Below are 12,782 nucleotides of genomic sequence, written 5' to 3'. Positions count from 1 at the left end.
GGGTAAGGCTTGGTTGTAGTAGTCTAGGGCTTTTTCTTTTTCTCCTAAAGCATCATAGACCAAACCAATATTATTGAGGGTAGCGGCTTCTCCTGCGCGATCGCCCACTGCTTGAAACAGAGGTAAGGCTTGGTTGTAGTAGTCTAGGGCTTTTTCTTTTTCTCCTAAAGCATCATAGACTAAACCAATATTATTGAGAGTAGTGGCTTCTCCTGCGCGATCGCCCACTGCTTTTCTCAGGGGTAAGGCTTGGTTGTAGTAGTCTAGGGCTTTTTCTTTTTCTCCTAAAGCATCATAGACCGCACCAATATTATTGAGGGTCATTGCTTCACCAGCGCGATCGCCCACTGCTTTTCTCAGAGGTAAGGCTTGGTTGTAGTAGTCTAGGGCTTTTTCTTTTTCTCCTAAAGCTGAATAGACTATACCAATATTATTGAGAGTAGTAGCTTCTCCTGCGCGATCTCCTACCGCTTTTCTCAGGGGTAAGGCTTGGTTGTAGTAGTCTAGGGCTTTTTCTTTTTCTCCTAAATCTGAGTAAACCAAACCAATATTATTGAGAGTAGTAGCTTCTCCTGCGCGATCGCCCACTGCTTGATACAGGGGTAAGGCTTGGTTGAAGTAGTCTAGGGCTTTTTCTTTTTCTCCTAAATCTGAGTAAACCAAACCAATATTATTGAGAGTAGTAGCTTCACCAGAGCGATCGCCTACCGCTTTAAACAGGGGTAAGGCTTCATTATAATTCTCTAAAGCTAACTTTCTATTGCCTAATATGTCGTAATTTCTTCCTATTCCTAATCGTGCTATTGCTTCCCACTTTGGCTCATTAAAGCGTCGAGCAAATTCTAAAACTTTCTCAAATTTAGCAATTGCCTCTTTAGGATAACCTTGCTGCGTTTGCCTGAATGCTTCCTCTAAAAGTGTGTTAACCTCCGCAATTTCCTCCTGACTTTGCGCCCAACTCGCCTGCACCCAAAACGCCCCCCCAACCGGAGCAAAACACAAACTCACCGCCAAAACACCGCCCCAAAACCGTTGCATTGTTACCTCCTGCGGTCATCCTCTCATTCAACACAAACCGTCCTTTCCCCCTCTCCCCTCGCCAAAACAGCGCACTGCCCCCATAACTTTCCTACCATTGTACCCAACCCCATCCTCCACCGCCTCCCCCCGTCAACAAAACCTCAAAAAATACAAAAAAGTCTTAAACCTTTCGCAATATTTGTCAACACTCCGCCATAAAACTTAAAAACATTGAATTGACTGAATATCGGTGGCTAAATCTTCTTCATCATAATGACGTTCAATATTATGTTTCCCCAATAACTGTTGTAACTCCCAGACCGAAAGATTTAATAAACGACGAACTTGGCCAAACGTAAACAGTTTCTTTTGGTATAGTTGTAAGGCAACTTGCTCAAGAACAGCCGTTTCGCCTTGATTAATGGTATTGATTGGGATTTCAATGTTAATATTTTCCATGTCTCATTAATCATATTTGATTTTTCATGTAGAACCTTGGGTTAAAACCCAAGGCTAAGAGCGAAAACCCGTTAAAACGGGTTAATAAACCCAAAGTGAAATAGTAAAATTCAGGGGTTAAATTAGCTTACTGGAGTAGGGTTTGGCAATTCGTCAAGGGGGTTAACCCTTGACGTAACTGAATTGTCTCTACGGGGGAGACTAGCGATCATGTTTCTGAATCACTAAATCCAACCTGCTAGAATCAGGATCAACAGTAATGCGTTGCACCGTGAACAAAAGATGATTCGCCGCTTTTAACGTCTCCACCTTACTCGGCTCAAGTTGAGACTGAGACAAATTCACCCACGCCCCTTGGCCATCCCCTTGAATTTGCAAATTTGCAATGGGAATTCCAGCCCAAACTTCCGGACTGGCCGCGGCCTCATCTTCCCCCCGAATAACACGCTTGCCACTCCCAATAAAAAACACCTCCCCCGTCGAAGAAAGCTCCGTTTTTTCCTCAAGAGGGATGCTTTCTTCTCCCTCCTCCACCGATAAAATAATCTCCTGAGTCGAAATATCGACTAATTGACCGGATTTTCCCCCCATTTTAAAGCGTTGGGGGAGAGCTAGGGCAATTCCTTCACTTTGGGGTTGTCGGGTGACTGTGGACTCCCTAGCGGGAGGAGAGGAACTACATCCAACAGTCCCCGTAACCAACAGACCCGAAAGAGTGAGTCCCCATAACAATTGTTTCATGGATCGATCGCACGTCTTACTCTACCATTTTACTATAGCTATAGCCGTCTCGCCATGTCTCCTTCCACCCCCCCATCTCAGCCAACCCCAAAAACAGCAACAGAAACCAGCTTACTCGGTCAATTTGCCAGCGTTTTAGGGTTACTAGGGGCATCTTTATATTTTACCGGATGGATTTATCGTTGGGCGTATTTTGCCTTTTTTCAAGTGGAAGTAACCACCTTAGACTTACCCGTGGAGTCCTTTTTATTAGTCCCCTTACAAGTCTTTTTTGGAGATGGTCATGCAATGTTTAGAACCTTCATTGCGGCAGTAGTCGATCTAGTCGCCATTTATGTTATCTTGTGGGGAGTTGAAAGTGGGGGAAAATGGTTAGGAGACCGCTTCGATCGCTGGTGTAAAAGAAATAAAACTTCCCCATTCCGGTGGCTCAGATCATTTGCTAAATTCAATGATGATAAATTTAATCAATTTAGCTCCGTCACCCTCTTACAATCTCTCGTTGATGAAGCAATAGTTATTCTAGTCACCCTCACCTTACTCTTTTATTTAGCCAGCACCCAAGGGGAACAAGATGCAAAACGAGATGCCTATAATAAAACGTCATTACTCCCCGTCGTCACTTTAATCACCCCAGAAAACCGCCTCGCATTAGGTCAACAACTGACTGAAACCGAAACCGCAATTCCGTCCCAAAATTATCGCCTCATTGGGGATGCAGGACTATTTAATTATCTCAATGGAAAAGAATTAACCACTACGGGGACAGTGTGGCGATTATTAATTGAACAAGGAGGTTGGATTTATTTATTTCAAGCCTTACCAGAAAATGCCCCCAAAGCGGCACAACCGTTACTATTAGCCATTCAAGAAGGAGAATTAGGAGAACAGTTAATGATCTTGAGTCCTCAACCCACTTATGAAGTGCAGATAAATTAACAGGAATTGTTACCTTTTCCTAATATCCTTATCTTGATTAGCCTAAATATTTATAATTCTCCATATCCACCGTTTGTAGTAAGCTCTAAGCGAGATTTTTGTCCCCTGATAATATAATGGCTAGATTTTTAACTTCCTTGTTATACGGAATCCGGTTTAATCAGAAGATGTAATGTCAATTACGAGCTAGGTCTGTCAGGTTTTTCTCAACAAAGAATTACTCCTGTAGTAATCGGATTCCGTATTAGTCTTTCAACCCGTTTTTAACGGGTTTCAGCTATTAGCCTTGGGTTTCAACCCAAGGTATATTTTACAAGCGTATGCAGGAAGTATTACGTTAAATATTGATCCATTAAAGTATCAACAACAAATGAGAGACGAATGGCAATAATGTTATCTCGGTTTATTTTAGATACTAATATATTTGCTAATATGTCTATGTTTCGGGGGAAAATCAGGGTATTCTGAGGATGAGTCCCTCAAAAAACGAGTAATAATCAATCTTGCAACATCTGACTAAACACCTTCCCTCCGGGAAACTGCGCTGGTTTTTCCTCACCCTCTTGGTGTTGGGAATAATACTGCGCTTTTATCAACTGGGAGATAAAGTGTTTTGGCATGATGAAGTGCATACCGCATTACGCATTTCAGGATATTCCGCAACAGAAGTCATCGAGGAAGTGTTTACCGGAGAAGTTGTCCAACCTGAAGACTTACTCCAGTATCAACAACCCCACCCCCAACGTAGTCCTCTGGCCACCGTTTCTCTCTTGGCCAAAGAAGACTCCCAACATCCCCCCGTCTATTATCTCCTAGCCGCAATTTGGGTGCGCGTGTTTGGGGCATCTCCCGCCATTTTACGCAGTCTATCGGCTATTTTAAGTCTATTGGTCTTCCCGGCCATCTATTGGTTGTGTTGGGAGTTATTTCAGTCTCCCCTAACGGGGTGGTTGGCCATCTCCCTCGTTACCGTCTCTCCCTTTCATCTCCTCTACGCGCAAGAAGCAAGGGAATATAGTCTCTGGACAGTTTTAATTTTATTGATGAGTGCTGCCTTTTTACGCGCCATCAGGATAACCAAAGCCCAGTCCTCTCGCTCCCAAAGTACCACAGCTTGGGGCTTATATAGCTTTCTCTGTGGCATCAGTTTCTATACTCATCCCTTTTCTGGACTGGTGGCCCTCAGTCACGGAGTCTATTTACTCCTGCGAGAAAAATTCCGCCCCACTCACTCCCTCTTTGCTTATAGTATCGCCCTTTTCATCGCCATTCTCGCTTTCTGGCCGTGGTTAACTATTCTGATCACCAGTTGGTCTAAAACTGGGGCAACTTGGACTTCTAACCCCCTTCCCTTCGTCATTTGGGGGAAACTTTGGTTAATGCACATTAGTCGCGGGTTTGTCTTGACGATAGGAAACTTAGGCTTTGATACATGGCTCAATTATCTTACCCTGCCTTTCTTACTCTTACTCCTTGCTTACGGGTATTATGTGTTAATTCGCCAAACTCCTTCTCCCGTTTGGTTATTCGTCCTGGCGTTAACTCTTTCTGTCACCCTACCTTTAACCCTCCCTGACTTGATTTTAGGGGGCCAACGTGCTACCTCTAGTCGCTATTTTGTCCCCCTGTATCTTGGGTTACAAGTCACTTTGGCCTTTCTCTTGAGTCACCATGTCACTTCCCCCCACACCAGAAAACGGCGACTCGGACAGGGCTTAACCGTAGTATTATTAACCCTAGGTTGGGTGTCCTGTCTTGTTTATACGGGGCAAGAAACGGCTTGGACCAAAGTGATCAGCTATAGCAACCCGCAAATTGTCCAACGGGTGAAACAAAGTGACAGTCCCCTTTTAATTAGTAATTCTTTTGGCTATCATTTTGGGAATATTATTTCGCTTTGTTATGATCTCCCTCCGTCTAGTCGTTTAATTTTACTGGATTCTGGGGAGGATGAGGAGAGAGTCCCGGATATTCCCCCTCAGCAAGATTTAAACGCAATTTATACGTTAAATATTTCTGAGCAACTCGAAAAACGCTTAGAAAATGAGTATAATTTGCAACTCGAATTAATTTATAATGATGTTCATTTATGGTTACTCAAGAGTCAGGAAGGAAATGCAGCTATTTAAAAGCAAATCCAAGGTTTTTAATCAATTAGAGTTTCGCAAGACACTGAATTTATTTACTTTACTGTTTCCGGCTACATTTTGGCTGATTTTATTTTTAATTATACCGCTAATTATTGTTTTAGTCTATAGCTTTTTGGAGCGTGGAACTTATGGGGGAGTGGAGTGGATTTTTACCCTAGAACATTATCTCCGTTTAGTCAAGCCAATTTATTGGGTGGTCTTTTTTCGCTCTCTATGGTTGGCTCTGTTAACGACTTTTGCTTGTTTAATTGTGGGCTATCCGTTAGCCTTTTTTATTGCGACTCGTTCCCCCCGTTGGCGCAATGTTTTGTTATTGTTGGTTATTATTCCCTTTTGGACTAATTTTTTAGTGAGAATTTATGCTTGGATTATTGTATTACGTCAAGAGGGGGTAGTTAATGTCTTATTTCAGAGTTTAAATATCATTGATCAACCTTTAGATTTGCTGTTTACTTCTTTTGCGGTGTCTATCGGCTTAGTCTATGGATATCTTCCTTTTATGATTTTACCATTATATGCCACTATCGAGCGTTTTGATTTTTCGTTTATTGAGGCAGCACAAGATTTGGGGGCTAATGATTTACGGACATTGCTTCGCGTGGTTTTGCCTTTAACAACGAGGGGAATGCTTGCGGGATCATTATTGGTTTTTATTCCTGCGGTAGGAGAATTTATTACTCCCGATATTTTAGGGGGGGCAAAAACGTTGATGATGGGGAATTTAGTCCAAAATCAGTTTTTATCGGCACGCAATTGGCCTTTTGGTTCGGTTTTATCTATGGTTATGATGGCGATTGTTCTTGCCCCGATTTTAATTTCTTTCCGTCTCGCTGAAGATCGTCAAACTTAACGTAATTTGTGCTAATGTTAAAGTCTTTGCCTGATTCTAAGAAAGTAGATTTATGGATTCGCGCTAGTGGGAAAGCCTTACTTTGGGGGATGAGTCTTGTAGGGATTTTCTTTCTCTATCTTCCCATTGTTATTTTAGTGATTTATTCTTTTAATGAATCTAAAATTAATGCTGTGTGGCGAGGGTTTACGCTGCAATGGTATCAGTCTTTATTTGAAGGGTTAACGGTTGGTAGTGATATTAGTAATGTTTTAATTTGGGATGCGCTGAAAAATAGCTTAATTGTGGGGTTTATTTCTACTGGAGTGGCAACCATTCTCGGTACAATGATTGGGTTAGCCATGGAACGATTTCACTTTCGAGGCCGGACGGTGATTGAAGGGTTGCTTTTTCTGCCCATTATCATCCCTGATATTACCATGGGGATTGCGTTGCTGGTCTTTTTTAGCCTGGTTTTCCAACTCTTGGAAAGTTTGACGGGAATGCGTCTGGTGTTGGGTTTACCTACGGTGATTATTGGTCATATTGCTTTTAATATTTCTTATGTGGCCGTTGTAGTGCGATCGCGCATTGCCGATCTCGATCCCACCCTCGAAGAAGCGGCCCTAGACTTAGGGGCCAACGAATGGAAATCCTTTTGGCGGATCACCCTCCCCCTCATCTATCCCGGTATCCTCAGTGGGGCCCTGTTGGCCTTCACCCTCTCCCTTGATGATTTTGTCATCACCTTTTTTACCGCCGGAGTGGGGGCTACCACCTTACCCGTTTTCGTGTACGGTATGATTAAAGTTTCCGTTACCCCAGCCATTAATGCCATCTCCACCATTATGCTGTTTGCGTCTTTAATCATTGTTGTCCTTTCCTTTAGCCTACAAAGGCATTAAAACCTATAATAAATGAAGCATTAAGGGCAAAACAGCAAGGAGAGTCCACCCTTTCATTGATTGCATCGCTAAACCTTCAATTAGACTTATGAAAAAACTACTCACTCTCGTTCTCTTATTTATTATTGGTGTCACCATTCCCCTAGGGTGTAGTGGGGCGCAAAATAATGCGGTTAATAATGGCACACCAGGGAACGGAGAACAAGCCCAAGTTCTCAATGTCTATAACTGGTCCACTTATATTGATCCTGAAGTGGTCAAAGAGTTTGAAGAACGATTTGATGTTACGGTTCAATATGATACCTTCGAGAGTAATGAAGCCTTACTCGCTAAAATTCAGCCCGGTAATCCTGGTTATGACATTATTGTTCCCACGGGGGATTATGTCCATAATATGGCTTCCCAAGGGCTTTTAGAGGAGTTAAATCACGAGAATATCCCCAATTTAGAGAATGTTGATGAAGCCTTTGTTGATCCTCCCTTTGATCCGGGGAATCAATACAGTGTGCCTTACCAATGGGGAACTATTGGGATTGGTTATAATATCGAAGCGACTGGCGGAGAAATTACATCTTGGGGTGATATTTTTGATGAGAAATATGCCGGGAAAGTGGCTTTAATGGAAGACCCCAGAGCAACTCTAGGGGTGATTTTAATGTATTTAGGGTATAGTCCGAATACAACCAACCCAGAAGAAATTGAGGAAGCTCAAGCCTTTTTAGTGGAAAATAAAGCCGTGATCCAAACCTTCGCCCCCGATACGGGACAAGATTTACTCGATCAAGGGGAAGTGGAGATTGCGTTAGAATGGAATGGTGATGTTTTTCAAGTGATGGAAGAAAACGAAGATATTCGTTATGTTATTCCGGAAGAAGGGACAATTATCTGGACGGATAATTTAGCCATTCCCAAAGATGCTCCCCATAAAGAATTAGCCGAAAAATTTATTAATTTTGTCCTTGAACCGGAAATTGGAGCAAAAATTTCTAATTTTGTAAAATTTGGCACACCGAATCAAGCGTCTATTGAACAAGGATTGATTGAAAAAGCGGATTTAGAAAATCCGGGTATTTATCCCCCTCCAGAAGCCTTTGAACGGTTAAAATATGCCCAAGATTTAGGGAAAGATACGGCTCTGTATGATGAGGCATGGACTGAGTTGAAAGTTGCTGTCGGAAAATAAGAGTATTTTGGATGAGAGGGACAGTTACTGGTGTGAATTTGTGAGGGGTGATGATGTACGCAGTTGAGTTAACGAACGTTTCTAAAGCCTTTCTGGGACAAAATCAACGGGAATTCCTAGCGGTGAATCAGGTTGATTTAGCGGTGGCAGAAGGGGAATTTTTCTCGCTCCTGGGACCGTCAGGATGCGGGAAAACGACCATTTTACGGATGATTGCGGGGTTTGAACTCCCGACTTCGGGAGAGGTGTTGATTCAGGGGGAAGCGATGCGCGATCGCCCGCCTTTTCATCGCCCCGTCAACACCGTTTTTCAAAACTACGCCCTCTTTCCCCATCTCACCGTAGCCGAAAATGTCGCGTTTGGCCTGGAAATGGATAACTTACCCCGGCCCGAAATAGAACAACGGGTTAAGGATGCGATCGCGCAAGTCAAACTCACCGGCCTCGAAACCCGTCGCCCCCGCAAACTCTCCGGCGGACAACAACAGCGCGTCGCCCTCGCCAGAGCATTAGTCAAACAACCCCAAGTCCTCCTCTTTGACGAACCCCTAGGGGCCCTAGACCTGAAACTCCGCAAAGCCATGCAACTCGAACTCAAACATATGCAGCAACAGGTCGGCATCACCTTCATCTACGTCACCCACGACCAAGAAGAAGCCCTCACCATGTCCGATCGCATCGCCGTTCTAGAAGACGGCCAAGTCTTACAAGTCGGCACACCCGCAGAAATTTACGAAAACCCCAACTGTCGCTTCGTCGCCGACTTTATCGGCGAAAGTAACTTCTTAGTCGGACGAGTCATCGAACAACATCCCGGAGGAGTCGTCGTCTTAGTCGATGAAGAACTCCCCATCTCCATCCCTTCCGAACTCGATCTCCCCGTCGGAAAAGTCGTCACCCTCGTCATCCGTCCCGAAAAAGCCACCCTCCACCCCCACCAATACGTTGATGAACCCAGTCTAGGAGGAACAGTCAGCGAAGTCGTTTACTTAGGCACAGACACCCGGTTCGTCATCCGTCTCACCCCCAAAAGTTCCATCATCGTCCGCCGACAAAACCTCTATCGCAGCAACTTAGACTCCTTTTCCGTCGGTGAACGAGTCCAGATCAGAATTGCCCCCGATAGTATCCGTATCTTAGAAGAAGGAGAATTAAGCACCAATCAGCCTTTCGCCAAGCCAGAACTTGGAAAACGACAATAATCAACCTTAAAAACCTATTTTCTGACAATTAAGCGATTTATTAACACTGAAACCCAATCATTAGTTTTTAAGTGATTCATTGAGCGACCTTTATATGCCTTGGGTTAAAACCCAAGGCTAATAGCCAAAACCCGTTCAAACGGGTTAATAGACCTGCATTCAGCCGGAGCGCACAAGCGCGTTTCCCCTGCGGAGACGCGCTCCGCGAACAGATACATGAATGAAAGCAGTTGAGGGATGGCATCGTTTTAAGAGTCGCGGCTGACAACTGATAGCTGAATGCTGACAAGCAAACTAAGGAATTGCCATCTTTACAATGCTTTATATGCCCTAGGCATCTCTATATTTTTTAATTAAAATTGAGTATATATACTCTCCCTGGTTTCTCCACATCCCTCCAACCACGCTATAGCATTTTCAAATGAGGGGTAAACCCCCATGGGGGTTTACTCGAACAGTAAAGAACCCCTGTATAACTAATTTTCTGTTCCCTGTTTCCTGTTCCCTGTTCCCAATGCCTTACAAGTCAGTTTACGACTCTAATGAAAACGCTGAAAATCATGTTCTTTAAAACCATGTTGTTTAAAACCCCTTTGGCTCTCTTAGCCACAACTCTTTTAACTTGCACGTCAGTAAAAGTAGCTCATGCAGCTAGTCTCTACTCTGCGACGCAACTCCCTGGGACTATCCCGAATATGCAATGGGTGGAAATCTTAGGGGCAGATTATTTAATGAACGGATTTGACCTGAATAATTCGGGTCAAGCCAGTTATTCGGTCTTAACCCCTTATGGAGTTAAAAGAAATGACAGCTTTGAGGACTGGTCTTCTCTATGGGATCAAAATGTAAGCTCTTCTTTGCTGAGAGAATCTTTTTTGCTGAGAGAAGGACAACAAACTTTACTAGACCAAGAAACCTTAGAAACTGCGTTTAATCCTCTGTACAACGCAATGCGTGAAGGACAATATGATCCCCCCTCATGGGATGTTCTGTGGCGACCGGAAGTCTTAAACCAGATGAGAGCAGGAAATGTAGATGCTCTTAGTGAGGAACAACAGGCCGTTGTCTATAACTATCTGACTGGAGGGGGAATTCCAGGACTTTTGGGGAGGAAATATATAGGTAGAATAAATCGAAGCTCTTATTTATGGGATACTAATAATACTTCCCATTACTTGGGTCAAGGAGAAGTCACTGGAATTAGTGAAAGTGGTTGGGCAACGTTTAATAATGATTTAGGAGGAAGTTTTGCCTATAATTTGAATACTCAAGAACATTTTTTACTGAATACGGGAAGTGATGAACACTCCAGAAGTTATTTTACTTCCATTAATGACCAAAATGAAGTGGCAGTAAAGCAGAACGGCTATCAATCCGTTTTGAGTTTAGCTTCTCCTGATTATGTCATTAGTCAACATGGAAAAAGTTGGGATGATGGTGAACAAAGTCTTTGGCAGTGGAATTTTGGGAATTCTTCTCCTTATCTCCAAGGTCAACAACAGTGCCATCTTACCTCTTTCAAACCTTGTGGGTATGATATGAATCAACTCGGCCAAGTGGTCGGTGGGGGGGTAGGAGCATTTCTTTGGGAAGATGGAGAGTTTTATGATTTGAATAACTTGGTTGCCGATTGGGAAGGAAATTTTGCCGTTGCTACTGCAATTAATGATCAAGGACAAATGTTAGCCATAGCCTCAAGTGGAACTTTAGGACTGAGAGGTGATGTTTACCTCCTCAACCCGATCTCGGAAGAAGACCCCAAAACTGTCCCTGAACCTAGTAGCATTTTAGGAATATTGGCCTTGGGACTGTTAGGAATCTTCTCAAGACGGCAGCAAATGGATGAATCTTAAAATTTCATACTAAGATCAAGCCAACTGGAGCGAGTGATCGGTGCGCTCGTGGAAATGTAGTCCACTCCTGTTTCTGCAACCGTCGCAATGCGATCAAGCGTAATATTCCCGGATGCTTCGATTTTGATGTGGGGGTTATGTTGTCGAATCTGCTCGACTGCCGTTTTCATTGTTGGCACAGTCATATTATCCAACATAATAATCTCTACTCCCTGCTGTAATGCCTCTTGGACTTCATCGAGGGTTGTGGTTTCGACTTCAATACTGAGGGGATAAGGCATTTGGGAGCGTATGTGGGTAATGGCCGCGCTAATTCCCCCTGCGGCCTGAATATGATTGTCTTTGATCATCACTGCATCATCCAACCCTAGACGATGATTTTTCGCTCCCCCTACCTGTGACGCATATTTCTCTAACACCCGTAACCCTGGGGTTGTTTTGCGGGTATCTACTAATTGTGCTGGATAATCTCGAATCCTCTCCACATACTGGCGAGTCGCGGTGGCAATACCACTCAATCTCATCACTAGATTCAGTGCTACTCGTTCCCCTGTTAACAATATATTAGTGGGGGCTGTAAATTGAGCGAGATTTGTCCCTATCTCGCAGTTGTCTCCCTCCGTCACGTTAAATTGGCAATCACTTTGGGGGTCTAATAAGGTAAACACACGGCCTGCAATGGGTAATCCAGCAATCACCCCTTTCTCTTTGGCCACCCAATCTGCATTGGTAACGGGAGCAGCATCGGTAAAGAGAGCTTGGGTAGTCTGATCTCCTCGGCCTATATCTTCTAAGAGCCAACTGTGGAGTAAGGGATCAAGAATGAAAAAGGAGGGTAAAGGCGCGATCGCGGTCATAACATTTCAGTAAACATCAGCCACTCCATCTTACGGTTACACAATCTATATATAGAGAGAACGTCTCAGAGTCGAGCATCACGCATCAATCATTCTCTCGATTCTATTCCGTATCTCTCTCTGAAGTAATACACCTGCTCTTTATTTATCCCAGTTTTGTCCCTTGAGCCGCAAATTTTGGGGAAATTTGAAAAAAATTTGTGGGCTATAACCCTTGTAGTGCAGAAGTTTTAGAGAATGAGGAGCAAAAAGATCAAAAAAAAGTCAAAAAAAGTGTTGACAGTCCTAGATAGAGTGGCTATATTGGTTAATGCGCGGTTGAGAAAGGCGGTTCAAACGCCCAACTTAACAGCGTACTATAAAGACCGAACCTAGACAAATTAATAGTTTGAGAGACCAGCCTAAAAAGTCCTTGTCAAGATAAATTAAAAGTCTGTCGAAGGATTAAATCTGGAGACAGCAAAGCTAGTCAAACGAAACTCGAAGAACTACTAAATGCGTTTAGTAGGGAGAGTGAAACCAACATGGAGAGTTTGATCCTGGCTCAGGATGAACGCTGGCGGTATGCTTAACACATGCAAGTCGAACGGATTCTTAGGAATCAGTGGCGGACGGGTGAGTAACACGTGAAAACCTGCCTCTAG

Annotated in this window: 11 protein-coding genes and 1 rRNA gene; 8 read left to right on the top strand and 4 right to left on the bottom strand. The window is 43.6% G+C overall.

Going from position 1 to position 12,782, the window contains the following annotated elements; all coding sequences use genetic code 11:
- The 3 genes from PN462_RS14780 to PN462_RS14770 all read right to left on the bottom strand — a co-directional run.
- On the bottom strand, nucleotides 1-1,038 hold a 1,038-nt coding region (locus PN462_RS14780; protein WP_272129280.1), incomplete at its 3' end, for a tetratricopeptide repeat protein.
- A gap of 204 nt (nucleotides 1,039-1,242) precedes the next feature.
- Nucleotides 1,243-1,479: a UPF0175 family protein gene (locus tag PN462_RS14775; protein ID WP_272129277.1), complete on the bottom strand. Its 237-nt coding sequence runs from the start codon at nucleotides 1,477-1,479 to the stop codon at nucleotides 1,243-1,245.
- Nucleotides 1,480-1,680: 201 nt separating this feature from the next.
- On the bottom strand, nucleotides 1,681-2,220 hold the full coding sequence (locus PN462_RS14770; protein WP_272129276.1) for a hypothetical protein: 540 nt from the start codon (nucleotides 2,218-2,220) through the stop codon (nucleotides 1,681-1,683).
- A 54-nt stretch (nucleotides 2,221-2,274) separates the two neighbouring features.
- Here PN462_RS14770 and PN462_RS14765 point away from each other — a divergent pair, with 54 nt between their 5' ends.
- The 7 genes from PN462_RS14765 to PN462_RS14735 all read left to right on the top strand — a co-directional run bounded on the left by PN462_RS14765 (nucleotide 2,275) and on the right by PN462_RS14735 (nucleotide 11,281).
- Entirely contained in the window at nucleotides 2,275-3,159 is an 885-nt protein-coding gene (locus tag PN462_RS14765) for a hypothetical protein (protein WP_272129274.1), read from the top strand.
- 503 nt (nucleotides 3,160-3,662) lie between these two features.
- Complete coding sequence (locus tag PN462_RS14760; protein ID WP_272129272.1) at nucleotides 3,663-5,288, top strand: glycosyltransferase family 39 protein; 1,626 nt, start codon at nucleotides 3,663-3,665, stop codon at nucleotides 5,286-5,288.
- Nucleotides 5,275-6,159, top strand: a complete 885-nt coding sequence (locus PN462_RS14755) for an ABC transporter permease (protein WP_272129269.1) — start codon at nucleotides 5,275-5,277, stop codon at nucleotides 6,157-6,159. The genes PN462_RS14760 and PN462_RS14755 overlap by 14 nt, the downstream gene beginning before the upstream one ends.
- Nucleotides 6,160-6,173: 14 nt before the next feature.
- Nucleotides 6,174-7,043 (top strand): ABC transporter permease, encoded by an 870-nt coding sequence (locus tag PN462_RS14750; RefSeq protein WP_272129267.1) that lies wholly within the window; start codon nucleotides 6,174-6,176, stop codon nucleotides 7,041-7,043.
- An 88-nt stretch (nucleotides 7,044-7,131) separates the two neighbouring features.
- Nucleotides 7,132-8,226, top strand: coding sequence for an ABC transporter substrate-binding protein (locus tag PN462_RS14745; protein WP_272129266.1), 1,095 nt, complete (start codon nucleotides 7,132-7,134; stop codon nucleotides 8,224-8,226).
- Nucleotides 8,227-8,279: 53 nt separating this feature from the next.
- A complete protein-coding gene (locus tag PN462_RS14740) occupies nucleotides 8,280-9,428 on the top strand; it encodes an ABC transporter ATP-binding protein (RefSeq protein ID WP_443029183.1) in 1,149 nt (382 codons plus the stop codon).
- A 560-nt stretch (nucleotides 9,429-9,988) separates the two neighbouring features.
- A complete protein-coding gene (locus PN462_RS14735; protein ID WP_272129261.1) occupies nucleotides 9,989-11,281 on the top strand; it encodes a PEP-CTERM sorting domain-containing protein in 1,293 nt (430 codons plus the stop codon).
- On the opposite strand, the gene nadC is transcribed toward PN462_RS14735, so the two are convergent.
- Nucleotides 11,278-12,138, bottom strand: a complete 861-nt coding sequence (gene nadC, locus PN462_RS14730) for a carboxylating nicotinate-nucleotide diphosphorylase (RefSeq protein ID WP_272129260.1) — start codon at nucleotides 12,136-12,138, stop codon at nucleotides 11,278-11,280. The genes PN462_RS14735 and nadC overlap by 4 nt on opposite strands.
- A gap of 521 nt (nucleotides 12,139-12,659) precedes the next feature.
- Here nadC and PN462_RS14725 point away from each other — a divergent pair.
- Nucleotides 12,660-12,782: ribosomal RNA gene (locus PN462_RS14725) — 16S ribosomal RNA — on the top strand; the annotation flags it as partial.

The sequence above is a fragment of the Spirulina sp. CS-785/01 genome (genome assembly GCF_028330525.1).
In the GTDB taxonomy this organism is placed as follows: Bacteria; Cyanobacteriota; Cyanobacteriia; order Cyanobacteriales; family Spirulinaceae; genus JAQMSD01.
This window is presented reverse-complemented; position numbering and strand designations above follow the sequence as displayed.

Bases quoted from the DNA above. Each gene is read 5' to 3' on its own strand.
- PN462_RS14750 (WP_272129267.1), top strand. From the start codon at position 6,174: ATGTTAAAGTCTTTGCCTGATTCTAAGAAAGTAGATTTATGGATTCGC.
- PN462_RS14775 (WP_272129277.1), bottom strand. From the start codon at position 1,479: ATGGAAAATATTAACATTGAAATCCCAATCAATACCATTAATCAAGGC.
- PN462_RS14740 (WP_443029183.1), top strand. From the start codon at position 8,280: ATGTACGCAGTTGAGTTAACGAACGTTTCTAAAGCCTTTCTGGGACAA.
- PN462_RS14735 (WP_272129261.1), top strand. From the start codon at position 9,989: ATGTTCTTTAAAACCATGTTGTTTAAAACCCCTTTGGCTCTCTTAGCC.
- PN462_RS14755 (WP_272129269.1), top strand. From the start codon at position 5,275: ATGCAGCTATTTAAAAGCAAATCCAAGGTTTTTAATCAATTAGAGTTT.
- PN462_RS14765 (WP_272129274.1), top strand. From the start codon at position 2,275: ATGTCTCCTTCCACCCCCCCATCTCAGCCAACCCCAAAAACAGCAACA.
- PN462_RS14770 (WP_272129276.1), bottom strand. From the start codon at position 2,220: ATGAAACAATTGTTATGGGGACTCACTCTTTCGGGTCTGTTGGTTACG.
- PN462_RS14745 (WP_272129266.1), top strand. From the start codon at position 7,132: ATGAAAAAACTACTCACTCTCGTTCTCTTATTTATTATTGGTGTCACC.
- nadC (WP_272129260.1), bottom strand. From the start codon at position 12,138: ATGACCGCGATCGCGCCTTTACCCTCCTTTTTCATTCTTGATCCCTTA.